The organism is Ascidiaceihabitans donghaensis (genome assembly GCF_900302465.1).
In the GTDB taxonomy this organism is placed as follows: Bacteria; Pseudomonadota; Alphaproteobacteria; order Rhodobacterales; family Rhodobacteraceae; genus Ascidiaceihabitans; species Ascidiaceihabitans donghaensis.
The window spans coordinates 795,229-818,786 of the sequence record NZ_OMOR01000001.1 but is presented as its reverse complement, the minus strand read 5'-3'; the positions used below and the strand labels follow the sequence as shown (position 1 = coordinate 818,786).

Genomic DNA, 23,558 nt, shown 5'->3' with positions numbered 1-23,558 from the left:
CAGTTATTTACATTGCTGCGGCCCTTTTTGCATTTCACAGTGCCAAACGCCTTGCAGCTGTTCGCCGCTATTCTGACGTTTCGGCGAAGTCGGAAAGATAGAAAAGTTCAATCGGGTCCTTAAGTCCCCGCACGTCTTGCAAGCCGCAGGTCGCAAAAATCCCGGGGCAGGTTTGCGCAACCGCTTTGGTTGCCAGCACGGGATGCCCTGTGGTTTTGGTCAGCCCTTCGATACGGCTGGCGACATTCACCGCACCGCCAAGCACTGTAAAATCCAGCCGCGCCGGGCTGCCAATGTTGCCGTAACTTACCTGCCCAGAGTTCAACCCAATACCGATTTCAAGGGCGGGTTTGTGCATTGTCTCCCGTGTCTTGTTCAGCTCTGCCAAACCTGCCAACGCCCGCTGTGCCGCCCGAACTGCCTGCTGGCATTGAAAGTCACGCTCCTCAGGCTTTGAAATCGTGAAAACAGACAAAATTCCATCTCCCATGAATTTCAGCACATCCCCTTTCAGCTCTTCAACAGACTGCACAACAGCATCAAAATAACCGTTGAGCGCGTCGAACAGATCTGCTTCGGTGGCGCTGTCGGACAAAGCTGTGAACCCACGCAAGTCAGTGAACATGACCACCGCCTCCAAAGTTGTGCGCTCACCCCGGATAATGGTTCCATTCCAGACCGCTTCGGATGGTCCGCGGCCAAGATAGGTGCGCAGCAGGCTTTGCGTCGATCTGCGCATGGTGATCGGCTCCATGGCGCAAGACAGCGCTGGCAAGACCCTTTCGATTTGGGTCAAGTGTTCCGGCGTGAACCCGTCTTCGGCTTGTGTCGCAAAAGTACAGCCGTGCATTGATCCATCGCCGTAAAACAGCAAGGTCGCATAGTAATCGGTACCACCCTGTTCTGCGTATTCGATGTATGAACTGTGGTCCGTTGCAGGATCGAGATTGCGCAGACTTTTATGAAGCGGTTTTCGGTTATCATTGATGTATTCAAACGAACTTCCAATGTAGCCGTCGGTCAGCATCCGCGCGTGCGTTACATCGTAGCTTTCGGTCGCTTCGGGGGTCCACACCACACCCCACGCAATCAACAGCGGGTTGGCATACCGTTGGCCGATATTGACCCGCCAAAGCGGCACACCCGCGGCAATCAATCCATCGCAGAAATGCGAAACAATTTTGTCAGGATCGTCCGAAAGCCGACCTTCAGTGATCAGCCAATGGGAAAGTTCGTCGATTGCTTCCATGTGATCAAACCTGTCTTAACCCGCAGAAATCTTCAGAAAAATAACGTCGTACCAAAACTGACCTTATCGATTTATCAAAAAAAATCGAGTGGTTTGAAAGCTGTTACGATTTGGGTGGTGGTCGCCTTAAACGGCTTTAAGACACAAAAAAGCCGCCCTGATTGGGGCGGCTTGTTCTGCATAGTTGTCTTAAATCGCTTAGAACTTGCAGCGTTTTTTGTTGGCCAGAGCAACCAAGACTTCGTTGCGTTTGTTGGCCGCTTCCAGCGCTTGCTGTGCGTTGGAATAGTTGCCGATAACCGCAGGCCAAAACAGAATAGCAGCCGCGACGTTTTTGCCTGACGCCGTTTTGCCTTTGGCGGCTTCCGTGCGGATTTCTTCAAGTTGTGTCAATTGGACCTTGATCTGTTCACAGGTCAGGCTTTCGTCATTCACAGAAGTCGTCTGTACAACTTCTGGCGATACGCAGGCTGACAGTACCATGGCCATTGCAACGGCCGCAAAACTCATCTTCTTCATTCTTACTCAATCTCCAATTGATTTGTAGAAGGGTCTTAACGCGAAAGGCTTACCAGAGTCTCAGCAAAGAATTCATTTATCAAGATTTTTTCACCTACACAGCATGCCGAAAACGAAAAAGCCGCCCTTTTCAGAACGGCTTTTCCAAATTCCTGGGTACTGAAAAACGCGGGCCTTAGACCTTAGTTTTTCGCGTAGAATTCAACAACAAGGTTGGGTTCCATCATAACTGGGTAAGGCACATCGCCCAACGCAGGTGTGCGCACGAATGTCGCTGTCATTTTGGAGTGGTCGACTTCCATGTAATCCGGAACGTCGCGCTCGGCCAATTGTGTCGCTTCCAGCAGAACCGCCAATTGCTTGGAACGGTCACGCACTTCGATCACGTCGCCTTCTTTGACGCGGTAAGACGGGATGTTAACCTTCTTGCCGTTCACTTTAACGTGGCCGTGGTTCACGAATTGGCGTGCGGCAAATACTGTCGCTACGAATTTCGCGCGGTACACAACAGCGTCAAGGCGGCGCTCAAGCAGACCAACCAAGTTTTCACCTGTATCGCCACCCACACGCTCAGCTTCGGCGTAGATGCGGCGGAATTGCTTTTCGGTCAGGTCGCCGTAGTAGCCTTTCAGCTTCTGTTTGGCGCGCAGCTGGATACCGAAGTCGGACAACTTGCCTTTACGGCGCTGACCGTGCTGGCCGGGGCCATATTCACGGCGGTTCACTGGGGATTTTGGACGGCCCCAGATGTTTTCGCCCATGCGGCGGTCAATTTTGTGCTTGGCAGACGTACGTTTGGTCACGACTGTTCTCCTTCTTAGGGTGCCTTTGCAGGCTATGAAGGGCGTTGTCCTTTGGGCGAACCCCGACAGGCATCCCCTTGCGGGGGCCACCAACACCAATGAATGAGCGGCTTATAAAGAGGTGCTGACCGGAGTCAACGCATTAATCACGCACCAGGCGCTGCACGTCCGCGTGTCTTGGACATGTCACCAAATGGTTATTGATAAGCCCCGTCGCTTCCATAAACGCATAGACGATTGTGGGGCCACAAAACTTGAAGCCTTCTTTCTTCAGATCCTTTGAAATCTGGGTGGACAGCTCCGAGAACGTCGGGACATCTTCCTGCGCTTTCCAATGGTTAAGTTGGGGGGTGCCGCCGACATAGTTCCATAAATAGGTGTCAAAGCCGACCCGTTGTTCGATCTTTTGCCAGACACGGGCATTGGTGATCGTCGCCTCAATCTTGCCGCGGTGGCGAATGATTCCCTTGTCTTGTAGCAACCGCTGCACATCATCTTCGCCCCACGCGGCAATAATGTTGGGGTCAAAACCTGCAAAGGCCCTGCGAAAGTTATCTCGCTTTTTAAGGATCGTGAGCCAACTGAGCCCGGCTTGAAATCCGTCAAGGATCAGCTTTTCCCACAACGCACGACTGTTGTATTCCGGAACACCCCAATCGGTGTCGTGATAATCCAGATATATCTGTTCCGGACCCGCCCAAGTGCACCGATTACTCATAATTTAGTTCCTATTTGATACTTCTTTGAGGAAGAACACAGGGTGAATATTAAGACCTTATTATGCGTTCAAAGCACATGGTCAGGCAACACAACAAATGGGGACACGAAACCAGTGAACCGTTTTCAGGGCAATGCCAATGCACCGCTGTCAGGCGAAGACAATCCGCTGAACTTTGCGGTCAACAGCCGCGATCGCGCGACATTAGACATGGTCGCGTCGGCTATAACCCACAAGCAAACACTGTTGGCCTATCAACCGGTCATGATGGCCAGCGACCCGACGCGCGTGGGCTTTTATGAGGCGCTCATTCGGGTGATGGACGAAACTGGGCGCATCATACCTGCAAAAGATTTCATGGACGTGATCGAAGACACGGAACTGGGACGCCACATTGATGCCTTGTCACTGAATATGGGACTACGGGCGTTACATGAAAACCCGGCCTTGAGGTTATCAATCAACATGTCCGCACGCTCCATTGGCTATGGTCGCTGGATGCAAAATTTCAAACGCTGGATGGCAAAAGACAAAACCATTGCAGAACGGTTGATTTTGGAAATCACAGAAAGTTCCGCAATGGACATGCCTGACATCGTCGTTCGGTTCATGGATGATCTGCAAGCACTTGGCATCAGCTTTGCTTTGGATGATTTCGGGGCGGGCCATACCGCTTTACGCTATTTCAAAGACTTTTACTTTGATGTGCTCAAAATTGACGGCCAGTTCATTCAGGGCATCGCTGATGATGCCGACAATCAGGCGCTGACCCGCGCAATGATCGATATCGCCCGTCATTTTGATATGTTGACGGTGGCAGAATTCGTCGAAACCAAAGCGGACATGGACACTTTAGTGGCCTTGGGAGTCGATTGTTTACAAGGGTTTCTGTTTTCTGCACCCACCACGCGCCCGGATTGGATGCAGCCCGAAGTGCAACGCGCCTAAAACGCCTGCTGCCCCAAAAATGAGCACGTCTTTGAGGGTAACAGCAGAGCCATCCCCCTAGCTTTGATCGAATGCGCAGTTCTGTCGCGTTGCCGCAATGCGGCGAATCCGCTACATGTGGAACGCACAGGGGCAAAGCTGATGGCTACCTTAGACCTCTGGCATTTTCGTAAGAGGACACAACTACCATGACCAACATCGTCATCGCATCCGCAGCCCGTACTGCGGTGGGCAGCTTCGGCGGCTCTTTTGCCAACACCCCTGCCCACGATTTGGGGTCCGCTATGCTCGAGGCGATCGTGGCACGCGCAGGTATCGACAAATCTGAGGTATCGGAAACGATTTTGGGTCAGGTCCTGACCGCTGCGCAAGGACAAAACCCTGCGCGTCAAGCGCACATAAATGCAGGGCTTGCACAAGAAAGTGCTGCTTGGTCAATCAATCAGGTTTGTGGATCAGGTCTGCGCGCCGTTGCATTGGCAGCACAGCACATTCAATTGGGCGACGCCAACATTGTCGCCGCAGGCGGTCAGGAAAACATGACCCTTAGCCCACATGCCGCACATCTGCGTGCCGGTCACAAAATGGGCGACATGAAATACATCGACACAATGATCCGTGACGGTCTTTGGGATGCATTCAACGGTTACCATATGGGTCAAACAGCTGAAAACGTTGCAGAACAGTGGCAGATCAGCCGCGACATGCAGGATGAGTTCGCCGTCGCATCGCAAAACAAAGCTGAAGCCGCGCAAAAAGCCGGTAAATTCGCAGATGAGATTGCAGCCTTTACTGTGAAAACACGCAAGGGCGACATCATTGTCGATCAAGACGAATACATTCGTCACGGCGCGACAATGGAAGCCATGCAAAAGCTGCGCCCGGCCTTTACAAAAGACGGCTCAGTTACCGCTGCAAACGCATCCGGCCTGAACGACGGTGCCGCCGGCGCACTGCTGATGAGCGCCGATGAGGCCGAAAAACGCGGCATTGAGCCACTGGCGCGTATCGCATCTTACGCAACCGCAGGCCTTGACCCATCCATCATGGGGGTTGGTCCGATCTATGCCAGCCGCAAAGCCTTGGAAAAAGCCGGCTGGAAAGCTGAAGACCTCGACTTGGTTGAAGCAAACGAAGCGTTTGCTGCACAGGCATGCGCCGTGAACAAGGACATGGGCTGGGATCCGGCAATCGTGAACGTAAATGGCGGCGCCATCGCGATCGGTCACCCGATTGGGGCATCCGGTGCACGCGTATTGAACACATTGCTGTTTGAAATGAAGCGACGCGGCGCGAAAAAAGGTCTGGCAACACTGTGCATCGGTGGCGGCATGGGCGTCGCGATGTGTCTTGAGCGCCCATAAGGCAGCTTAACCTGAACAAAGGCGGTGCCAGTTGGTGCCGCCTTCTTAGTTTGTAAAATCTGACCGCAACTATTTCGCATCCGCAGCGTAATATTGTTGCGCCGTGAAAATAAAATTTATAATAACCTTTCGAAGACAAAAATCAGGAGTGTTCCAAAATGTCACGCGTTGCTCTCGTCACTGGCGGTTCCCGAGGAATCGGCGCCGCTATCTCTCAAGCGTTGAAAGACGCAGGTTACGCCGTTGCTGCCACCTACGCAGGCAACGATGAAGCCGCGGCCAAATTCACAGAAGAAACCGGCATCAAAACCTACAAATGGAACGTTGCTGACTACGACGAATCTACCGCCGGAATCGCGCAAGTCGAAGCCGACCTTGGGCCTGTTGACGTCGTTGTGGCCAACGCTGGTATCACCCGCGACGCTCCGTTTCACAAAATGACACCTGAGCAGTGGCATCAAGTTGTCGATACGAACCTGACAGGTGTGTTCAACACAGTGCATCCCGTCTGGAACGGCATGCGCGAACGCAAGTTTGGTCGCGTTATCGTCATCTCTTCGATCAACGGCCAGAAGGGGCAATTCGCGCAAGTGAACTACGCGGCCACGAAAGCGGGCGATTTGGGCATTGTGAAATCCCTGGCCCAAGAAGGTGCACGCGCAGGCATCACCGCCAACGCCATCTGCCCCGGCTATATAGGTACTGACATGGTCATGGCCGTTCCTGAAAAAGTGCGCGACAGTATCATTGCGCAAATCCCGGCTGGGCGTTTGGGCGAACCAGAAGAAATCGCGCGCTGCGTTGTGTTCCTTGCATCAGACGATTCCGGGTTCATCAACGGATCGACGATCTCTGCAAATGGTGCACAATTCTTCGTCTAAAAGTTTCTAAAAAATAGAAAAAGGGCCGGTTCATGTTAAATGAACCGGCCCTTTGTCGTCCCGTAAGATCATCGTAACCAGATTGGTTCGGTGATCAGCGGGAAGATTTTTTACCAAACAGCCAGCCCCAAGCTTGGGCAACCGTTTCGGCGCGTTCTTCATGGGCGATTTTGATGGCACGACGCATGGCGGGGCTTGTTGCTACTTCAAACATTGGGTTTTCCTTCGCTTTGGCATTTTTGACTTGTTCCTAATATGGGCAACTCTCGTGGTTACGACAAACGAGACTTTTCAACGCTTCAGTTAAGGTATACTGAACTGAATATGCCTGATCGCCTGCCTCCGCTAACCGCTTTGCGTGCTTTTGATGCCGCCGCACGCCATATGTCCTTTGCAAAAGCTGCAGATGAGTTGCACGTGACCCCGGCTGCACTTAGCTATCAGATCAAATCTATTGAAGACTACCTTGGTGCTCCATTGTTTCGTCGCCTGAATCGGGCAGTCGAGTTGACAGAGGCCGGGACCGCCTTGGCGCCCGGTGCGAAAGACGGGTTCCAAACACTGGCCGCAGCTTGGCGGGCGGCTGTTCGTTTACAAGACACCCAGACACTCACCGTGACAGCCGGACCAGCCTTCACGGCAAAATGGTTGGCCCCGCGATTGTATGAATTTGCCCAAGCCCACCCCGAAATTGAGCTTCGCTTTTCGGCGTCGTTGCGCATGATGGATTTTGGGCGAGATGCAATTGATGTGGCAATCCGGTTTGGATATGGCCCGGACGAAAGCCTGTTTTCTTTACCTTTGGCAGAAGAATGGGTGGCTCCAGTCATGACCTCGGATCTGGCGGAAAAATACCCAACCCCCGAAAGTCTGGTTGATGCACCGCTGATCGTGGATCACAGTATCGATTTTTTGAACCCAAAATGCGATTGGCCCGCGTGGTTCAATGCGATGGGCGTTTCATTCCATGATCTACATGGGCCGCAGTTTTCACAAGCCGACCATGCCGTGGACGCTGCATTGGCTGGTGTAGGTGTCGTGTTGGGTCGAAGAGCGTTGGTGGTCAAGGACATCGCTGACGGTCGTTTTGTCCTACCGTTCACAACGGCGCTTGGAACGGGCGCACGTTTCCGGTTTTTGTGCCCACAAGGAACTGAAAACCGCCCCCAAGTGAAAGCCTTGCGGGAATGGATGTTGGCAGAAATCGACAAAACCGCCAACATCACAGCATCTTTGGATATTATTCCGGTAACGGACCGAAAATCCTAGCCTGTCTAATCAGACAGTCGTGTGATTTGTTCTTTAAGTCGTAGCTTTTGCTTCTTCATCGCGGCCACTTCCATCGCATCCGCGCCCGGCGCACGTTGCGCTTGTTCGACAGCTTCGCTGAGGGAAGTGTGCTTCTTTTTCAGTGTCTCAAGATGTGCATTCAAGCTCATTTAGTCCTCCTGATTGATCAAGTTGCGAGGATGATTGAATCATGGATTACATGATCTGTCACGCCGCACCCGCATTGTAGGCAGAGAACCTCTTAATGAATGATTAAAACTTGAGCGCGGCCCCGTCACGCAAAACTGCTTTGATTTCAGCGGTGTAGCTTTCACCGTCTTTTTCGTGCTTTTCGCCGCAGTGCAAAATGCGCGGATAAAATAGTTCAAATGCAGCGCGACCTTCCTTTCGTGCACGCAAAATCACCAATTCGGCGCGGCGTCCGGTGCGCGGCGCAATCGGCAAAACCTGCGTGGACCCCATGGATGATGGCAACGCGGCCAAAAGGTCCGGCAACCGCTCTGCACGATGAATGAAATGCACATATCCTTTTGGTTTCAATCGCTTGGCCGCAACCTCAACCCACTTTTGCAAAGGTGTCGCTTCACCCATTGCTGTTTCGCGCCCCACATCGCTGGCCGCGACACTGGCAGAGCGATCAAAATACGGGGGGTTGGCCAGAACATGATCAAACTGTCGCTGCCGCACATCAGCAGGCAGCGCAGCAAGATCTGCTTGCAAGACGTTCAAACCGTTGCGTTGCGCCAAATCTGCGTAAAATGCCTGACGTTCCACCCCAAACACGTCCACATCCGGCAAACGCGCCTTAAGGCAAAGTGCCGCAGCCCCAACGCCGCAGCCTAGATCCAAAGCTGTTTGCCCTGGCTTCGCCTCGACGCTGGCAGCCAACAAAACAGGGTCTACACCTGCCCGATATCCCCGCCGTGGCTGCCACAGATGCAGTTTTCCACCCAGAAACGCGTCATATGTCAGGTCATTTTCCAAGGTCAATTTCATTATCACGCATCACCCGCACCGCGGCATCATGATCTCCGTCCCGTACCATCAGTCTACGGGGGAAGATTCCAATGCCACCTTCGAGCACGCTCATATTTACGTCCATTTGAAAACAATCTATATCCTCGCCTGACAGGAGGGCTGTCGCGAATGCAATGATCGTCGGGTCGGTTGTGCGCAAAAGTTCCTTCATACGCCAAGGGTTTACGCCCAAGGCACGCAACAGTCGAGAGACCTTGGGGAAACATCATGGACAGTGCCTTGGAAATCCAGAAACCACACGACCAGTTGGCCGCATTTTTGTCTGATGACATGGTCGCTGTGAACGCTTTGATCCGCGACCGGATGGCATCCGAACACGCCCCACGCATTCCAGAAGTCACCGCCCATCTGGTGGAAGCGGGCGGCAAGCGTTTGCGCCCCATGATGACTTTGGCCGCGGCGCATATGTGTGGCTACGACGGTCCGTTCCACGTGCACTTGGCAGCGACGGTTGAGTTCATTCACACTGCCACTTTGCTGCATGATGATGTTGTAGATGAAAGCGGCCAACGCCGTGGACGCCCGACTGCCAACCTGCTTTGGGACAACAAATCATCTGTTTTGGTCGGGGATTATCTGTTTTCACGGTCCTTCCAGTTGATGGTCGAAACCGGATCACTACGAGTATTGGACATTTTGGCCAACGCATCCGCCACCATTGCGGAAGGAGAAGTACTGCAACTGACCGCCGCGCAAGATCTGGCCACAACCGAAGCCATTTACTTGCAGGTTGTGCGCGGCAAGACAGCAGCTTTGTTTTCTGCGGCCACCGAAGTTGGGGGGGTGATTGCCGGGGCCGACGACGCGACGGTACAGGCTTTGTATGACTACGGAGATGCCCTTGGCGTGTCCTTCCAGATCGTGGATGATTTGCTGGATTATCAAGGCCAAGCGGCTGCCACAGGCAAAAACATCGGCGACGACTTTCGCGAACGCAAATTGACGTTACCCGTTATCAAAGCAATCGCCTTGGCCGACGCAGAAGAACGCGCCTTCTGGCAACGCACTATCGAAAAAGGTGTGCAAGAGGACGGTGATCTTGATCACGCCCTGACCCTGTTGAACACGCATGGCACACTGGCCGCAACGCGCGACGATGCTTTGGCTTGGGCTGAAAAAGGCAAGGCGGCTTTGGACGGATTGCCAGACCACCCTGTAAAGCAAATGCTGATTGATCTGGCGGATTACGTGGTGGATCGCGTCAACTAAGCACGCAAGGTTTAACCCACCAATCGGGATTTGCCGTTGCAAGTGTATGGGCTGCAGCTTGGGCTTTGGGCGCTGTATCAAACAATGCAAAGCACGTCGCCCCGGACCCAGACATCCGCACCAGATTTTGACCATCGCAGGCCGCTAGCGCCGCAAGAACTGAGCCAATCTCAGGGGCTATTGTGATGGCAGCGGCTTGAAGATCGTTGCGCTGCCGGTGCAACCACTGTGTAAAATCCACGCCATGCTGTGGCATGTCTTCCTGACCTGAATTGTCTTTTTGCGCCAAAGCCTGAAAGACCTGCGGGGTCGGCACATAGGCCCCCGAATTCACCAATACCGCAAAAAGCGGGGGCACGTTGGCGACAGGGTGCACCATGTCACCTATGCCCTGCATCCGCGCCGCCCTGCCATATGAACACACCGGCACATCAGCGCCCAGCGCCAAGCCGGCGTTGTCGCAGCCCAACGCACGCAGCAAAGCACCCGCGTCGGACGAACCACCGCCAATTCCGGCCCCATGCGGAAGGTTCTTTTGTAATGTCAAATGACCCGTCACACCTGCCAATTCCGCGGCTTTCCAAAGCAGGTTGCGCCCGTCGCACGGCACACCTGTAGAAAAAGGGCCATCCACCGTCAGGGACATTTCAGGCGCTGGGGTGAAGGTTATCGCATCACCCACATCGGCAAACACAACCAGAGAATCGAGCAAATGATACCCATCTGCCCGCTGCCCTGTGACATGTAGTGTCAGGTTGATTTTAGCGGGTGCGAAGCACTCAGTTGTCATCGGCAACCTTCAGGGGATCGGCGCCTTCTTCCTCCAGCACCACATCCAAACCAACCTCAAGCTTGCGCCGAATGCGGTCCGGTTTCACATCTTCACTGGCCGTGCCGTATTCAGCAAAAGACAAAGCGCGGCTCCATTGGAATTCAGCTTCGCGGGTGCGGCCAACAGCCCAATACACATCGCCCAAGTGGTCATTCACAACTGGGTCAACAGGCATCAATTCCACGGCACGTTCCATATGGGCCACCGCTTCGCCGTAACGGCCAAGCCGGTACAAAACCCATCCCAAACTGTCGACAATGTAGCCGCTGTCCGGTTCTTTTGCGACGGCTTTTTCAATCATTCCAAGGGCTTCATCAAGATTAATCTGTTTCTCGACCATCGAATAGCCTAGGTAATTCAACACCTGTGGCTGATCAGGGTTCAATGCCAAAGCTTGTCGAAAGTCCGCTTCTGCCATGTCCCAATTGTCCAAACGCTCATGGGCGATGGCACGGGCGTAGTGAGAAAACCAACGCCCTCGCGCGTCGGGTTCCATCAGTTCTAATGTCCGGTCATAGGCACCCACGGCATCGCTATAGCGTTCTTGTTGCCGGTAGACATCGCCCAAAGTCGAAAACACAGGCGCCATATCAGGAAAGCGCCGCGACATTTGCTGCAGTGCCTCAATTGCGGCATCGGGCTTGCCACTGCGGCGCAGGGCAGCGGCGCGTCCCAACTGCGCCGCGTGGGTGGCCGCATGCCCGTCAGGGACAGATTCGTAAGCTGCGATTGCCAGATCGAACTGTCCCAATTCCTCCAAAAGCGAAGCATTCAACAAAGCGCTGTCGATATGGTCAGGGCGAATATACTGTGCCAGACGCGCATAAAGCAGCGTGTAATTTGCCCCTGCTTCACCGCGCAGCACATCTGCCAAGGTGTGGAACACTTCGGCATGGCCATCGCGGGCCGACGTCACATGGGTGAACGGCATCGTCTTGCCCGCTTCAAGCCCTTCGACCAAACGCGCCAGTTCCGGATCAGAGGCCGCCCCGAAGGCCAGACGCAGATTTTGCAATGCATCTTCGTTGCGATCCAGTTGCGACAGGATTTCGGCACGCGCCATAATCCCACGCCGCATAATATTCAAAGCCCCGGCATCATCCGACGCGTAAACGGCTTCGGCGGCTGCGAAATCGCCAGTCGATGCCAACGCCATCGCTTTTTGATAGCGTGCAAATCCGCCAAAGCTGGGTTCATCCATCAATGCATCAAAGCTGACCAATGCCCCTTGCATATCCCCAAGACCGACCTTGGTCCAAGCGGCCAACAATCCGTCAACGAGGGGTCCAATTCCAAGTGTTTCTGCATCACGGGCTGCCAAAGTCGCAAAATCTTCGCGTTTGACCAGATCGGCAATCACCACCATATGCGCAGCCTGCGCACGGATGTCTGCATCTTCCATCAGCTTTGCAATCGGCAATGCCCTATCCAACTGACCCAGCGACAAAAGCGACACAACCGCCCCGTCCATGAATTCTGCATTCTGAGCATCTCGCGCCAGCGCCTTGCTATAATACGCAGCCGCCTGTTTGAAATCGCTGTTCACAGCGGCCTCACGCCCCGCCAGATAGGCCCCCGCCGCAGACTGGGCCTGAGCAACATCCAAGCTGGAGAAAGACAAAACGCCCACAAGGGCAGACGACAGAAGAAAACGTAACACGCTCAGGGCACCTCTTGTTGGTTTAACTTCAGGCTAGCACGTTCCCGAAGATGCGCAATGGGGCGCACGGGGGTGTGATAGCTGTGCGGCAGTTCACCACGCATCAACATAACGGTGGCCCGGCACAGCAGCCCCCGCCGTCGCAAAGGCGCGGTCCACCGCGTGGCGCGTATCTGCAGGGTCAATCACCGCGTCAAACTCCAAGACACTTGCGGCGTTCAGCGCTTTGCCACGTGCATACAGTGCATCGATAAGACGCTGCAGCTCTGCTTCGCGTGCTTGGTGGTCTTCGATCGCCGCCAAATGATCACGTGCGCCAAGCTTAACGGCCCCTTCGATGCCCATCGCACCCAATTCACCTGTCGGCCAAGCACAACAAAACTGAGGCCTGTCAAAACCGCCACCGGCCATGGCCATGGCCCCTAACCCATAGGCTTTGCGCAAAATCACAGTCACCAAGGGTTGGCTGAAATGCGCCCCCGCCAGAAAAAGACGCGACACATGCGCCACTTGTCCCGTCGCTTCGACCTCGGGGCCGACCATGAAACCCGGCGTGTCACAAAGCGTTAAAGCCGGCAGCCCCCAGGCATCGCAAAGCTGCAAAAAACGGGCAGCCTTATCGCCAGCCTGAGCATCAATAGCGCCACCAAGATGCAAGGGATTGTTTGCCAACAGACCTAAGGGGCGGCCTTTCACACGCGCAAAACCGGTGATGATACCGTCCCCAAATTTCTGACGCAGCTCCAGAAAACTGTCGTCGTCCACAATGCCTGCAATCGCGCGGCGCATGTCATAGACGCGGGTCCGGTCGCTTGGCACAATATCGCGCAGATCCGCGTCGGGATTTTGCCACGACGCAGTGTCAGACATTCCCAATACCTGTTTGGCGGCCAAAACCGCAGATCTTTCATCTTCGACCCGCAGATCGATCAATCCTGTTTCCATCTGCAAATCAGAAGGGCCGATATCTTTGGCTGCGAAGCGCCCTAGCCCGCCCCCTTCAATCATCGCAGGTCCGCCCATGCCGACCCACGATTTTTTGGTGGCGATGCGAAGGTCACATACCCCGAAAAGGGCTGCATTCCCCGCAAAGCAATATCCCGCCACAATCCCGATCTTGGGGCCTTTGTGGGCCGCAAAGTTACGAAAGGACGGCACATTCAACCCCGCTGCGATCAGCGGATCGACGTCCGCGTCATTGGGCCGCCCGCCGCCCCCTTCGGCAAACAGCACGATGGGCAGTCGGTCGCGTCCAGCCACTTCGATCAAACGGTCCATTTTGCGGTGGTGCTGATAGCCTTGGGTGCCTGCCATCACCATGTAATCCACGGCCATGGCGGCGACGGGGCGCCCGTTGACCAACCCTGTGCCACAGATGATGCCATCTGCTTGGCTTTTGGCTTGGAGTTCTTCTTCCGCTTTGCGGGTCCGCTGGGCAGCAACAGCTAAAGCCCCGTATTCGTTAAACGTTTCGGGATCAAAAAGGTCTTTGATATTTTCGCGGGCAGTGCGGTAACCGTCAGCATGACGCTTGGCCACGGCGTCGGGGCGCGCATTGTCGTCAAGCAGTGCCATTCTATTTTCAAAATCAATGAATTCAGGGCGTGGGGCGTCGGGTTTCGCATCTACAGTGGTCTGCATCTGTGCCGCTTCCAGCGACACCAAGGGCATGCCGCCATGCAGCTCATCTCCAACAGCCACGTGAACGGCCATGATCCGCACGTCTTCAGGTGCCAGAATTTCATGGCGCATTTTCATCAGTTCGGTGGCAATCAGAACGCCCCCTTTAGGCACCAAATCCCCAACGGCCACGCGCACTTCAGCGACCATTGCGGCTCCATCTGCTGTCAAAACTGTCATGGCACCCTCCGTTGTTGTCACCAGACTGGAAGGCCCTTCGCGGCAACGCAAGGTTTTCGGGACGTCACAACAAAAAAGGGCAGGGAAATCCCCGCCCTTCTCAATCCATTTTAAGCCAGTTTACATGTTCGGGTAATTTGGCCCGTCGCCGCCTTGGGGCGTTGTCCAGTTGATGTTCTGGCTGGGGTCTTTGATGTCGCAGGTCTTGCAGTGAACGCAGTTCTGGAAGTTGATCACAAACTTCGTATCTTTGCCGGCTTCTTCGACAAATTCATACACACCGGCTGGGCAGTAGCGCGCCGATGGGCCTGCATATTTGGCAAGGTTCACGTCAACAGGCACAGATGCGTCTTTGAGGTGCAGGTGTGCGGGCTGGCTTTCTTCGTGGTTGGTGAAGGAAAACGCGACGTTGGTCAGGCGATCGAACGACAGCTTTCCATCGGGCTTTGGATAGTCGATGGCCTTGTGTTTGGACGCTTCTTCGGTGGCATCCGCATCGTTTTTGCCATGCTTCAACGTGCCAAGCAAAGAGAAGCCCAGCGTGTTGCACCACATGTCAAAGCCGCCAACAGCCAAGGACGCTGTAAGGCCATACTTGGACCACAAGGGTTTGACGTTACGCACTTTTTTCAGGTCTTTGCCGATGGCGCCTGTGCGCACTTCGTCCTCATATGCGGTCAATTCGTCGCCGGAACGGTCCGCTTTGATCGCGTCCATTGCGGCCTCGGCGGCTGCTTTGCCTGACAGCATTGCGTTGTGGTTGCCCTTGATACGCGGCACGTTGACCATGCCCACAGAGCAACCCAACAGGGCCACGCCGGGTGCGACCATTTTGGGCATAGATTGATAACCACCCTCAGAGATTGCACGCGCACCATAGGCGACGCGTTTTCCACCTTCCAAAAGATCTTTCATCATCGGGTGATGTTTGAACCGCTGGAATTCCATGTAGGGGAACAGATGCGGGTTTTTGTAGTTCAGATGAACAACGAAGCCCACGTAGACCTGATTGTTTTCAAGGTGATAAACGAAAGACCCGCCACCTGCGTTGCTGCCCAACGGCCAGCCCATCGTGTGGGTCACGGTGCCTTCTTTGTGCTTGGCCGGGTCGATTTCCCAGATTTCTTTCATGCCAAGGCCAAATTTTTGCGGTTCTTTGCCTTCAGAAAGGTTGTATTTGGCGATCACCTCTTTCGAAAGCGACCCGCGCACGCCTTCAGACAGGAACACGTATTTGCCGTGCAACTCCATGCCCGGCTCTGTGTTTTCGCCAATGCTGCCGTCCGCTTCCAGCCCAAACACGCCAGCGACCACGCCTTTGACTTCGCCGTTGTCGCCATAGGCCAGTTCGGAACAGGACATGCCGGGGAAAATCTCGACGCCCATTTCTTCGGCTTGTTCGGCCATCCAGCGGCAGACGTTGCCCATGGACACGATATAGTTGTGGTGGTTGTTCATCAAAGGCGGCATCGGGAAGTTCGGGATGCGCAGCTTGCCGGCTTCGCCTAGCATATAGAAGTTGTCTTCTTTCACCTGCGTGTTCAGCGGTGCACCTTTTTCTTTCCAGTCAGGGATCAATGCGTCCAAACCGCAGGGGTCCAGAACTGCACCGGACAGGATATGTGCGCCCACTTCAGAGCCTTTTTCCAACACAACCACATTGCAGTCGGGGTCCAGCTGTTTCAATCGAATGGCCGCAGACAGACCCGCAGGACCAGCCCCCACGATCACAACGTCATATTCCATCGCTTCGCGTTCAATATCGGCCATCGTCAGAGGCTCCCTTTTCTAAATCTGCCACGCATCAAACTGCACACGCAACTTTTGTTCGCGCTTGGCTAAACCACGTGCAAAGCCATTGCAATCAGGACATAGCGTAAATCAGAACCTTAAGCAGAATATGTCAGCATTATTGGGCGAAACGCGTCATTTTAACCCGAATTTCGGGCTAGGCGTGTACCCATAAGGCGCTATCGGCAAACTTGGTCGCTTTCCACCAATCGGTGCGGCCTGCGCTGTAGTTGAAATTCGTACTACCCGCCTGGCTTTGCAACGGCGCGGACACCGATCCGTCAGACAATCGCCGCGCCAGCCCGCCTGCGCCCTCCGGCACAACCATCGACACATGGCCAGAACGTCCGTCGTCTTTCCGCCGTGCAATAATCAATGCAACAGCGCCCAGATTGGCGCTGTGTTGCACATCTGTTGGTGTGGAAACACGTCGCCATCCGAAATCCTGCCCATAAGACACAAGCCAGCGAAACAGATCATTGGCCCGCATTTCGCGGATTGTATTTCCGTATCGGGGCGCCACCGAATGCCCCGCCTGCATCGCGGCCAATGCATCAGCTGTCCACCAGACCCGTGGCAGATAGGCACCTGCCAGCGCGCAAAAATCATGAGCATAAATGTTGCAAAACGTCAGGCCGGCACGGGGTTGATACCGGACATGCGTGTCCTGAGCCGGATTAAGGTAGTTCACGATGCCAGCAAGATCATCACGCAACGTATCTGGTGTGCTTCCCTTCCGGCCGGGCATTTTGGCCTCGTTCAGGGAATGTGCATTTGCGTTCTGCATCCGCGTGGTCACGGTGCCCGCCTTGCGCGGCATTTCCACAGGCAACATTGCGCCACCCGCAACTTTGGGGACAACAACTGGCGTTTTTCCGTCCTTCAGGTATTGCGAAGCAGCATACCCGTGAAACACGGTCCCGCCCATCTCGACCTCAATATGTTCGAACCCGTCCACGGCACTTTCCCCGAAACTGCGCACGGGCCAACCGCACGGCAATTCGGCGACGACGTTTTTAGTCAAAGGCTGGCTAATCGTTGGGCTCATGCGCAGGCGCAACGACGTTGTCATCGTCTCAACATGCATCCAACGTCCAAAAGCCCGCAATGCCATAGGTTTGTCTACAACGGCTGTTCCAGCTGGCACAGGCTGTGTCTGATTAAGGTCTGGATTGGGCATGCGCCGCGCGATTGCGAGATAATCGCGCATATGTTCGCCGTAGAACTTGCCGCCCGACTGATGGCCTTGCTTCAACCCTTTTGAGGCACGATAGCGACCGGTATTATAGGTGATGGCAATCGTCAGAAATTCAGCGTCCGTGATCGATGCCCGATCTTGCAGGCCGCGCTTTTTCAGACATGATTTCAACTCTACCATGGCGTGGTGCAACGTGCCCGAAAAGGCTTCGTATTCGCGGTTCAAAAAGTAGTCCGGATTTGTTTTGAAAAACTGGATGTCGTATTGGAAGACACCAAAGCCGTGGCAAAACTTGTCGGGTCTTTTAAAGGCGAATTTGTAGCCATCAATATGGGCAGCCATGTCCAGCAACGCTTTGCGCGCGATTTGAAACATCTGTGCGCCCTGGGGGGCTGCATCAAGGTGAGCGCGGGTTTTGGGAAACGCGCGTCTGTTGGGCGCATCCAGCGTGTCACCGCAGCACAATCGCACGACGTCTTTGGGACTTAGCCCCGCCTTCTTGCGCAAAATGCCCCATATGCTGCCAGTTTCCTGAAACGCCAGGGCGCACAGCATATCGGGATCGAACACTGTGTCTTGGGTGGCCTGTGCCATTTCGGCAAAAAACTGATCTTTAAACCACTGAATATGATCTGAAACGGCCATAATTGACCTCCCTTTGACGCAAAAATACTTAATCTAATGCGGCAAAGGTTAACGGGTGCAATGATTCCACTCAAGGTGGTGAATTCATGACCCCGCAGGGGTGTCCCCCATCACATATCGCGGCCCGACACCCATTTCTGCAGCGGTGTCCGCGGGATTATACAGTGCGCAGTTTGGCAGACTTAAACACCCACACCCGATGCACCCGTCAAGATTATCACGCAAACGCGTCATTGCATCAATGCGCGTATCCAAGGCTGCGCGAAAGCCACGGCTGATGCGGGCCCAATCGGCTTTCGTCGGGGTGCGCCCCCCCGGCAATCTATCAAGTTCCACCTTTATCTGCGGCAACGTAAAGCCAAATTGCTGGGCGATCATCACAAAGCTGAGCCGACGCAAGTCTGCTCTTTCGAAGCGTCGCTGCCCCCCAGCGTTGCGCCAAGGCTGGATCAATCCTTGCGCCTCATAATAGCGGATCGCAGACACGGCCAGTCCTGTGCGCTGCGCGAGATCACCTATTGTCATTCCATCTTTTGCCATGAGCAATTCCTATCAAAAAATACCTTGACCTAAAGTTAGGTTTAGAAATTACGGTAAGACAAGACACATTGAAAGGAAAAACAATGACCGCCATGTTAGAACACGCAAACTACACTGTTTCCAACATCGAAAAGACAGCCGCATGGATGCAAGACCTGTTTGGCTGGCATATCCGTTGGCAAGGCGACAGCACCTTAACGGGGCAGTCGATGCATGTCGGCACGGACACACACTATCTGGCGCTGTACACTCGTGAAGATGCAAAGCCGCGGCAGGAAAACTCCTACGATACCGTCGGCGGACTGAACCACATCGCTGTTGTGGTCGACGACATTCAGGACATGCGCAAAAGGGTCAAAGCAGCAGGGTTCACCCCGGGCGAACATTACGATTATGAACCTGGACAGCGGTTTTATTTCCATGACGATGACGGGATCGAATATGAAGTCGTGCAATACGACTGAAACACGCCTAAACCATGCTCAGCGCTTGCAATTCCCATCCGCTTTGGTTCAATTGCAAGTGTATTACTTAACGGCGGCCCATGTGGTCGCCTTTTGACAGTTGGACAGGTGCCATGGAAAAGATCCCAATGACCCGCGCAGGGTATACCGCTTTGGAAGTTGAACTGAAGCAGCTCAAAACCGTTGAGCGTCCGACCATCATCAAAGCCATCGCAGAAGCGCGCGAACATGGTGATTTGTCTGAAAACGCCGAATACCATTCCGCCAAGGAAAAACAGTCCTTTATCGAAGGCCGCGTCAAGGAATTGGAAGGCGCCATTTCACTTGCAGATGTGATTGACCCGTCCAAACTGTCGGGTTCTATCAAATTCGGCGCCAAAGTGACTTTGGTGGACGAAGACACCGACGAAGAAAAAACCTATCAGATTGTTGGTGAATACGAAGCCAATATCGAAGCCGGATTGTTGAACATCAAATCCCCCATTGCGCGGGCTTTGATTGGTAAAGAAGAAGGTGACAGCGTCGATGTGCGGACACCGGGCGGCGTCAAATCTTACGAAGTGCTCAGCGTTATTTATGCCTGAACTGTCGACGGGACACCCACGTCATGGCCGATAAACCAACAAGCGCAAAGCCGACCCAAGCCAAACCCACGCCGCTTGGCATCTATGACCGTCCGCAAAAGGATGGTATTTCCGGTATCGAAGTGATTGCCATAGCGCTGAGCGCTTTGTGGTTGCTGGGTGCTGCGATTTTCTTTGTGTTTTTGCCATCAGACGCTGCCACGTCGGACACGGGTGGTTTGCGGTTTTTGATGACGATGCTGGCTATATTCATGCCCGTTGCAATGATCTGGGTGGCCGCCACTGCCGCCCGCGCCAGCCGGGTCATGCGCGAAGAAAGCCAGCGCTTGCAGGCCGCAATCGACGCAATCCGTCAAGCGTATATTGCGCAATCCCAAGGCCGCGATCTTGGCGCGGAACCTTCTGTTTCGCGCAAGCTTGATGAAATTGCCGCAGCGGCCCGAAAAACCGAAACGGCGTTGGCCACCTTTTCGACCCGCCGCGAAGCCGAGGAAGCACAACGTCCCGCCCCTACCCCCAAAGTTGCTGCCGACGATCAACCTGCATTGGCCTTGGGCACCACAGCCGAGGACATCACACCACCCCTGCCCAACGGTGATTTTGTCCGCGCGATGAATTTCCCTGAAACGGCCGAAGACGAAGCCGGCTTTGCCGCTTTGCGACTGGCCTTGAAAGACCGCACCGCGTCGCAGCTGGTGCAAGCCGCGCAAGATGTGCTGACTTTGCTCAGTCAGGATGGCATTTACATGGATGATTTACGCCCCGACCGGGCCCGCCCCGAAGTCTGGCGCCAGTTTGCGGCCGGTGGACGGGGCCGCGAGATTGCTGCCTTGGGCGGTGTCCGCGACCGTTCCTCATTGGCGTTGACCGCCGGCCGCATGAAGCAGGATCCGATTTTCCGCGACGCGGCGCACCATTTCCTGCGCCGCTTCGACAAACAGTTTGCGGAATTTGCCCAGAACGCAACAGACAGCGAGATTTCGGCGCTGGCGGACACACGAACGGCCCGCGCCTTTATGTTGCTGGGGCGCGTTGCCGGAACTTTTGATTAACGCGCTATAGCCTAGGGTCAGGACCCTAAGCGTTGTCACCGCATGTAGGTGCGATCCGTGCTACGTTTTGTGCGTCAAACGTTGCGGTGTAGCCTTTGCCAGCGACTGTAAACGCCATTTGTGCCCCTTGCATTTCGGACCCCGACACGCGGATCTGACCCAGTTCCGAAGCCGTCAAACGATCATCAACGTCAATGGTAAACGATACTTTGGCACCTGATGGCAGACCTGCAAGTGGCAAGCTGAGCATCTCGGCCCCATCCGCCACGGCCAAAATGCCTGCGTCACTGCGAAACGGTTGGAACACTTCAACACCCGCGCCGCCACCCACAGTGTCAAAAATCAACCGCCCTTTGGACGGGGCAAGGTCCAACGAAATTTCGGTCACATCCAAAGCGGACGCCCCTGTGTTGGTGATCACAAAACGATCCACAGGTGCCCCTTCAACGAAGCGGGCTTCCAAGGGAACACCGCAGGTCGCGGACATTGCGGCGATCGGGGCCGCCATGGCAAGAAAACTGATGGGAAGAATACGGCGCATGTTAGGGCCTCCTTTAACTAGAGAAAAGGGTAGCCCAACACGCACCAAAGGCAATCAATCAGGGCGTATTACTTCGAAGCGTCTGCAATATAGGCAATGACATTCGCAATATCATCTTCCTTTTTCAGTCCGTTGAATGCCATTTTTGTCCCTTTGACCAAGGACTTGGGCTTTGCCAAGAATGCCGACAGCGTCTCAATATCCCAAACCAGACCGGATGCCGCCATAGCTTTGGAATATTTGAACCCTTCCACCGCCGCTGCCTGCGCCCCCACAATCTGGTACAAAGTCGGGCCAGCACCATTTTTGCCCGCTTTCAGCTTGTGGCAGGCTTTGCATTTTTTAAAGACCTTTTTGCCAGCATCCACGTCGCCTGCCACTGCAGCGACCTGAGTAGGGGCCGGGGCCGCTGGCGCGGCTTCAGCTTTTGTGTCGTCCATGGTGAACATCAAGCGTAGAGTTACAGGCGTGGTGCGCGTGATGCCCGGCAGTTTTGCCAGTTCCATCAGCTTGTCGACGCCGGCTGTGATGCCCAGATCATCGGTGCCAACAAAGATCATGTCGTTGGTGGTGATCATGACTTGGGTATCAGACACACGCAGCGCAAACATTTCCGCCTCGACTTCGATGTCCGCCCCAAGGAAGGACAACACCGCCTCAACGTCGATCACATCAGACGCGCCCACAGCCATTGCGGACATCTCGGCCATGTCGACTTCCGCGTTCAGGGTCGCTTTGGGTGCGCCTTTGAACACGAACTCACCAAAGCGTTCGTTTCGTATATCGATGTTCGTTTGAACGGACGTCAGATCGATCTCGATGGCCACAGCGCCTTGTGCGCTGACACCTCCCGAAATGGTTTCAAAGCTGTGGACTTCGCCAACGCTGTCTTTCTTGACCGATCCAAAGGCCAGCTTTGACGCAGAGGCATCCAACGTCCAACTGATGGATGCATGTCCATCGGCTGTCGCCGCATGGCCTGACAACGTAACAGCCGCGATGGCTGCGGCGCGCATAACTTTATTGAGCATAGTGCCCTCCCAGATTGCTATTTTTAAGCACCGCAACGGCGGCTCTATCCAAACAACACGGGGAGGGCAGGTTTTATTCAGGCCATCTTGGGAAAATAATCTTCACAATCGCCTTCGCGGTACACATCCGCCGTGCAGCAATGCAATCCGCCGCCAAAGGCATAGGCATCGCGCAACTCGACCTCAACGACGTTCATGCCCAGCTTGTCCATCTGCTCGGCTTGGTAAACCTCTGATTTTTCGACACAAACAGTTTTTGGATCAAGCACCAGAACGTTCATCGACAACCATGTTGACGAATAGCACAACGGCGGTGGTGCGTTGTGCGCGGGTTGCGCGGCGTCCACGATCTCCCATCCGTTGTCATTATACATTTTGCGTTGTTCTTCGGGCAAACGGCGCTGCGGGTTGTTCAAGATCAGTCCGGGCCGCAAAGGTGTAAAGGTTGCGTCAATGTGGATCGGATAAGGGTCCCCGGGAAAGTTCACCGTATGCACGCGGTGGTCGGGGAAGTGCCGGCGCAGCCATTCGATGCCCTTCAGGTTCGTCGTGAACCCGTGCTGCACCACCAAATCGCGCCCAAAGCGCAAAACATCTGCCGCATCAAACAACGGCTCTTCTTCAGTGGTGACAAAGAACTTCTCTTCGGCCCATTGCAGCCGCTTTTCGACGCCAATTTTGTCACTTAGATAATCAGGGTGATAATCCGCATCGGTCAGGCGCGGTTTTGGTGCAGATTCGTGGCGAAAGTTGGGGTCTTCATTGAAGTACCGCTGCATCAACGGGCGATAGTTCAAGTATTCGAACCAACGGCAGCGATAAGACATCGTTGCTTCCAGCATTTCGGACCCTACCGTCAACAACACATCGCGCGGCGGCATGCACCCAAACTGGCTTTCGGTGTGAAAGTCGGGGGTAGTGGCGGGCAAGGAATGGTCAATGGAATCGGGCCGATCCACACGCACACCGCGTTTCACAAGCATATCGGCAAAGTTATCCAGCAACTCATTGCCGCGATCGATCATTTCCTGCGGGCGACGCCCCCATTGCCCGCGCATATCGCTGTTTTCGGGCACTTTTGCATCCAAGGCAGGTTCTTCAGGCGGGATATGACAATCATCGGCACGGCCAACGATGACATGACGCAATGGATCCCATTCGTTCCAGCTGTTGACGATTGTGGGTTCGGCGGGTGTATCAGGCTTTTGTGTCATGGCTTTGTCGTAGCCACTGCATGGTCCCAAAACAAGCACCGGTTTGCGCAAAACATCAGTAGAAAACGACACGTTCGCAGATCGGTTGCAGTTTCCCCTCGTCCAGCGTCGGATTCGCACTAACTGA

At 54.5% G+C, this 23,558-nt stretch carries 24 protein-coding genes; 8 read left to right on the top strand and 16 right to left on the bottom strand.

Annotated features, from left to right (window positions below):
* Positions 1–67 precede the first annotated feature (67 nt).
* From ASD8599_RS04085 to ASD8599_RS04070, 4 genes are all read right to left on the bottom strand, one after another.
* Positions 68–1,249, bottom strand: coding sequence for an adenylate/guanylate cyclase domain-containing protein (locus tag ASD8599_RS04085; protein ID WP_108827356.1), 1,182 nt, complete (start codon positions 1,247–1,249; stop codon positions 68–70).
* Between the two features lie 198 nt (positions 1,250–1,447).
* Positions 1,448–1,768 carry a hypothetical protein gene (locus tag ASD8599_RS04080; RefSeq protein ID WP_108827355.1) on the bottom strand — a complete coding sequence of 107 codons (321 nt, stop codon included), beginning with the start codon at positions 1,766–1,768 and terminating at the stop codon, positions 1,448–1,450.
* A gap of 182 nt (positions 1,769–1,950) precedes the next feature.
* Positions 1,951–2,571 carry a 30S ribosomal protein S4 gene (gene rpsD / locus ASD8599_RS04075; RefSeq protein ID WP_108827354.1) on the bottom strand — a complete coding sequence of 207 codons (621 nt, stop codon included), beginning with the start codon at positions 2,569–2,571 and terminating at the stop codon, positions 1,951–1,953.
* A gap of 142 nt (positions 2,572–2,713) precedes the next feature.
* A complete protein-coding gene (locus tag ASD8599_RS04070; RefSeq protein WP_108827353.1) occupies positions 2,714–3,289 on the bottom strand; it encodes a DNA-3-methyladenine glycosylase I in 576 nt (191 codons plus the stop codon).
* 114 nt (positions 3,290–3,403) lie between these two features.
* On the opposite strand from ASD8599_RS04070, the gene ASD8599_RS04065 reads away from it, so the two are divergent.
* The 4 genes from ASD8599_RS04065 to ASD8599_RS04050 all read left to right on the top strand — a co-directional run bounded on the left by ASD8599_RS04065 (position 3,404) and on the right by ASD8599_RS04050 (position 7,751).
* On the top strand, positions 3,404–4,237 hold the full coding sequence (locus ASD8599_RS04065) for an EAL domain-containing protein (protein ID WP_245925920.1): 834 nt from the start codon (positions 3,404–3,406) through the stop codon (positions 4,235–4,237).
* Positions 4,238–4,425: 188 nt separating this feature from the next.
* On the top strand, positions 4,426–5,601 hold the full coding sequence (locus tag ASD8599_RS04060) for an acetyl-CoA C-acetyltransferase (protein WP_108827352.1): 1,176 nt from the start codon (positions 4,426–4,428) through the stop codon (positions 5,599–5,601).
* A gap of 158 nt (positions 5,602–5,759) precedes the next feature.
* Complete coding sequence (gene phbB, locus ASD8599_RS04055) at positions 5,760–6,482, top strand: acetoacetyl-CoA reductase (RefSeq protein WP_108827351.1); 723 nt, start codon at positions 5,760–5,762, stop codon at positions 6,480–6,482.
* A gap of 324 nt (positions 6,483–6,806) precedes the next feature.
* Positions 6,807–7,751 carry a transcriptional regulator GcvA gene (locus ASD8599_RS04050; protein WP_108827350.1) on the top strand — a complete coding sequence of 315 codons (945 nt, stop codon included), beginning with the start codon at positions 6,807–6,809 and terminating at the stop codon, positions 7,749–7,751.
* A 5-nt stretch (positions 7,752–7,756) separates the two neighbouring features.
* Here ASD8599_RS04050 and ASD8599_RS04045 read toward each other — a convergent pair whose 3' ends face one another.
* The 3 genes from ASD8599_RS04045 to ASD8599_RS04035 form a co-directional block, all read right to left on the bottom strand.
* The gene (locus ASD8599_RS04045; protein WP_108827349.1) at positions 7,757–7,921 is read right to left on the bottom strand and encodes a YdcH family protein; all 165 of its coding nucleotides are present in this window, start codon (positions 7,919–7,921) and stop codon (positions 7,757–7,759) included.
* Positions 7,922–8,024: 103 nt separating this feature from the next.
* Positions 8,025–8,768, bottom strand: coding sequence for a tRNA1(Val) (adenine(37)-N6)-methyltransferase (locus ASD8599_RS04040; RefSeq protein ID WP_108827348.1), 744 nt, complete (start codon positions 8,766–8,768; stop codon positions 8,025–8,027).
* A complete protein-coding gene (locus tag ASD8599_RS04035; protein ID WP_108827347.1) occupies positions 8,746–8,961 on the bottom strand; it encodes a putative signal transducing protein in 216 nt (71 codons plus the stop codon). The genes ASD8599_RS04040 and ASD8599_RS04035 overlap by 23 nt, the downstream gene beginning before the upstream one ends.
* A 56-nt stretch (positions 8,962–9,017) precedes the next feature.
* Here ASD8599_RS04035 and ASD8599_RS04030 point away from each other — a divergent pair, with 56 nt between their 5' ends.
* Positions 9,018–10,019: a polyprenyl synthetase family protein gene (locus ASD8599_RS04030; RefSeq protein ID WP_108827346.1), complete on the top strand. Its 1,002-nt coding sequence runs from the start codon at positions 9,018–9,020 to the stop codon at positions 10,017–10,019.
* On the opposite strand, the gene ASD8599_RS04025 is transcribed toward ASD8599_RS04030, so the two are convergent.
* The 6 genes from ASD8599_RS04025 to soxR all read right to left on the bottom strand — a co-directional run bounded on the left by ASD8599_RS04025 (position 10,012) and on the right by soxR (position 18,545).
* Entirely contained in the window at positions 10,012–10,809 is a 798-nt protein-coding gene (locus tag ASD8599_RS04025; RefSeq protein ID WP_108827345.1) for a 4-(cytidine 5'-diphospho)-2-C-methyl-D-erythritol kinase, read from the bottom strand. The two genes, ASD8599_RS04030 and ASD8599_RS04025, sit on opposite strands and share 8 nt — an antisense overlap.
* Positions 10,799–12,511 (bottom strand): tetratricopeptide repeat protein, encoded by a 1,713-nt coding sequence (locus tag ASD8599_RS04020; RefSeq protein ID WP_108827344.1) that lies wholly within the window; start codon positions 12,509–12,511, stop codon positions 10,799–10,801. The genes ASD8599_RS04025 and ASD8599_RS04020 overlap by 11 nt, the downstream gene beginning before the upstream one ends.
* 93 nt (positions 12,512–12,604) lie before the next feature.
* On the bottom strand, positions 12,605–14,371 hold the full coding sequence (locus ASD8599_RS04015; RefSeq protein WP_108827343.1) for a carboxyl transferase domain-containing protein: 1,767 nt from the start codon (positions 14,369–14,371) through the stop codon (positions 12,605–12,607).
* Positions 14,372–14,491: 120 nt separating this feature from the next.
* Complete coding sequence (locus ASD8599_RS04010) at positions 14,492–16,141, bottom strand: electron transfer flavoprotein-ubiquinone oxidoreductase (RefSeq protein ID WP_108827342.1); 1,650 nt, start codon at positions 16,139–16,141, stop codon at positions 14,492–14,494.
* A gap of 178 nt (positions 16,142–16,319) precedes the next feature.
* A complete protein-coding gene (locus ASD8599_RS04005; RefSeq protein WP_108827341.1) occupies positions 16,320–18,005 on the bottom strand; it encodes a hypothetical protein in 1,686 nt (561 codons plus the stop codon).
* Between the two features lie 84 nt (positions 18,006–18,089).
* Positions 18,090–18,545 (bottom strand): redox-sensitive transcriptional activator SoxR, encoded by a 456-nt coding sequence (soxR, locus tag ASD8599_RS04000; RefSeq protein WP_108827340.1) that lies wholly within the window; start codon positions 18,543–18,545, stop codon positions 18,090–18,092.
* A gap of 83 nt (positions 18,546–18,628) precedes the next feature.
* On the opposite strand from soxR, the gene ASD8599_RS03995 reads away from it, so the two are divergent.
* The 3 genes from ASD8599_RS03995 (at position 18,629) to ASD8599_RS03985 (ending at position 20,645) form a co-directional block, all read left to right on the top strand.
* A complete protein-coding gene (locus ASD8599_RS03995; RefSeq protein WP_108827339.1) occupies positions 18,629–19,009 on the top strand; it encodes a VOC family protein in 381 nt (126 codons plus the stop codon).
* A 113-nt stretch (positions 19,010–19,122) separates the two neighbouring features.
* Entirely contained in the window at positions 19,123–19,593 is a 471-nt protein-coding gene (greA, locus tag ASD8599_RS03990) for a transcription elongation factor GreA (RefSeq protein WP_108829990.1), read from the top strand.
* 23 nt (positions 19,594–19,616) lie between these two features.
* A complete protein-coding gene (locus ASD8599_RS03985; RefSeq protein ID WP_108827338.1) occupies positions 19,617–20,645 on the top strand; it encodes a hypothetical protein in 1,029 nt (342 codons plus the stop codon).
* Positions 20,646–20,670: 25 nt separating this feature from the next.
* On the opposite strand, the gene ASD8599_RS03980 is transcribed toward ASD8599_RS03985, so the two are convergent.
* The 3 genes from ASD8599_RS03980 to ASD8599_RS03970 form a co-directional block, all read right to left on the bottom strand.
* Entirely contained in the window at positions 20,671–21,186 is a 516-nt protein-coding gene (locus tag ASD8599_RS03980; RefSeq protein WP_108827337.1) for an aggregation factor core, read from the bottom strand.
* A gap of 68 nt (positions 21,187–21,254) precedes the next feature.
* Positions 21,255–22,217, bottom strand: coding sequence for a c-type cytochrome (locus tag ASD8599_RS03975; RefSeq protein WP_108827336.1), 963 nt, complete (start codon positions 22,215–22,217; stop codon positions 21,255–21,257).
* A 77-nt stretch (positions 22,218–22,294) separates the two neighbouring features.
* The gene (locus ASD8599_RS03970) at positions 22,295–23,431 is read right to left on the bottom strand and encodes a serine/threonine protein kinase (protein ID WP_108829989.1); all 1,137 of its coding nucleotides are present in this window, start codon (positions 23,429–23,431) and stop codon (positions 22,295–22,297) included.
* Positions 23,432–23,558: the final 127 nt, after the last annotated feature.

Coding starts and splice junctions, on each gene's coding strand:
- ASD8599_RS04080 (WP_108827355.1), bottom strand. CDS start 1,768: ATGAAGAAGATGAGTTTTGCGGCCGTTGCAATGGCCATGGTACTGTCA.
- greA (WP_108829990.1), top strand. CDS start 19,123: ATGGAAAAGATCCCAATGACCCGCGCAGGGTATACCGCTTTGGAAGTT.
- ASD8599_RS04005 (WP_108827341.1), bottom strand. CDS start 18,005: ATGGCCGTTTCAGATCATATTCAGTGGTTTAAAGATCAGTTTTTTGCC.
- ASD8599_RS03985 (WP_108827338.1), top strand. CDS start 19,617: ATGGCCGATAAACCAACAAGCGCAAAGCCGACCCAAGCCAAACCCACG.
- ASD8599_RS04040 (WP_108827348.1), bottom strand. CDS start 8,768: ATGAAATTGACCTTGGAAAATGACCTGACATATGACGCGTTTCTGGGT.
- ASD8599_RS04035 (WP_108827347.1), bottom strand. CDS start 8,961: ATGAAGGAACTTTTGCGCACAACCGACCCGACGATCATTGCATTCGCG.
- ASD8599_RS04060 (WP_108827352.1), top strand. CDS start 4,426: ATGACCAACATCGTCATCGCATCCGCAGCCCGTACTGCGGTGGGCAGC.
- ASD8599_RS03970 (WP_108829989.1), bottom strand. CDS start 23,431: ATGACACAAAAGCCTGATACACCCGCCGAACCCACAATCGTCAACAGC.
- ASD8599_RS04015 (WP_108827343.1), bottom strand. CDS start 14,371: ATGACAGTTTTGACAGCAGATGGAGCCGCAATGGTCGCTGAAGTGCGC.
- ASD8599_RS04010 (WP_108827342.1), bottom strand. CDS start 16,141: ATGGCCGATATTGAACGCGAAGCGATGGAATATGACGTTGTGATCGTG.
- ASD8599_RS03980 (WP_108827337.1), bottom strand. CDS start 21,186: ATGCGCCGTATTCTTCCCATCAGTTTTCTTGCCATGGCGGCCCCGATC.
- ASD8599_RS03995 (WP_108827339.1), top strand. CDS start 18,629: ATGACCGCCATGTTAGAACACGCAAACTACACTGTTTCCAACATCGAA.
- ASD8599_RS04025 (WP_108827345.1), bottom strand. CDS start 10,809: ATGACAACTGAGTGCTTCGCACCCGCTAAAATCAACCTGACACTACAT.
- soxR (WP_108827340.1), bottom strand. CDS start 18,545: ATGGCAAAAGATGGAATGACAATAGGTGATCTCGCGCAGCGCACAGGA.
- ASD8599_RS04030 (WP_108827346.1), top strand. CDS start 9,018: ATGGACAGTGCCTTGGAAATCCAGAAACCACACGACCAGTTGGCCGCA.
- ASD8599_RS04070 (WP_108827353.1), bottom strand. CDS start 3,289: ATGAGTAATCGGTGCACTTGGGCGGGTCCGGAACAGATATATCTGGAT.
- ASD8599_RS03975 (WP_108827336.1), bottom strand. CDS start 22,217: ATGCTCAATAAAGTTATGCGCGCCGCAGCCATCGCGGCTGTTACGTTG.
- phbB (WP_108827351.1), top strand. CDS start 5,760: ATGTCACGCGTTGCTCTCGTCACTGGCGGTTCCCGAGGAATCGGCGCC.
- ASD8599_RS04045 (WP_108827349.1), bottom strand. CDS start 7,921: ATGAGCTTGAATGCACATCTTGAGACACTGAAAAAGAAGCACACTTCC.
- ASD8599_RS04085 (WP_108827356.1), bottom strand. CDS start 1,249: ATGGAAGCAATCGACGAACTTTCCCATTGGCTGATCACTGAAGGTCGG.
- ASD8599_RS04050 (WP_108827350.1), top strand. CDS start 6,807: ATGCCTGATCGCCTGCCTCCGCTAACCGCTTTGCGTGCTTTTGATGCC.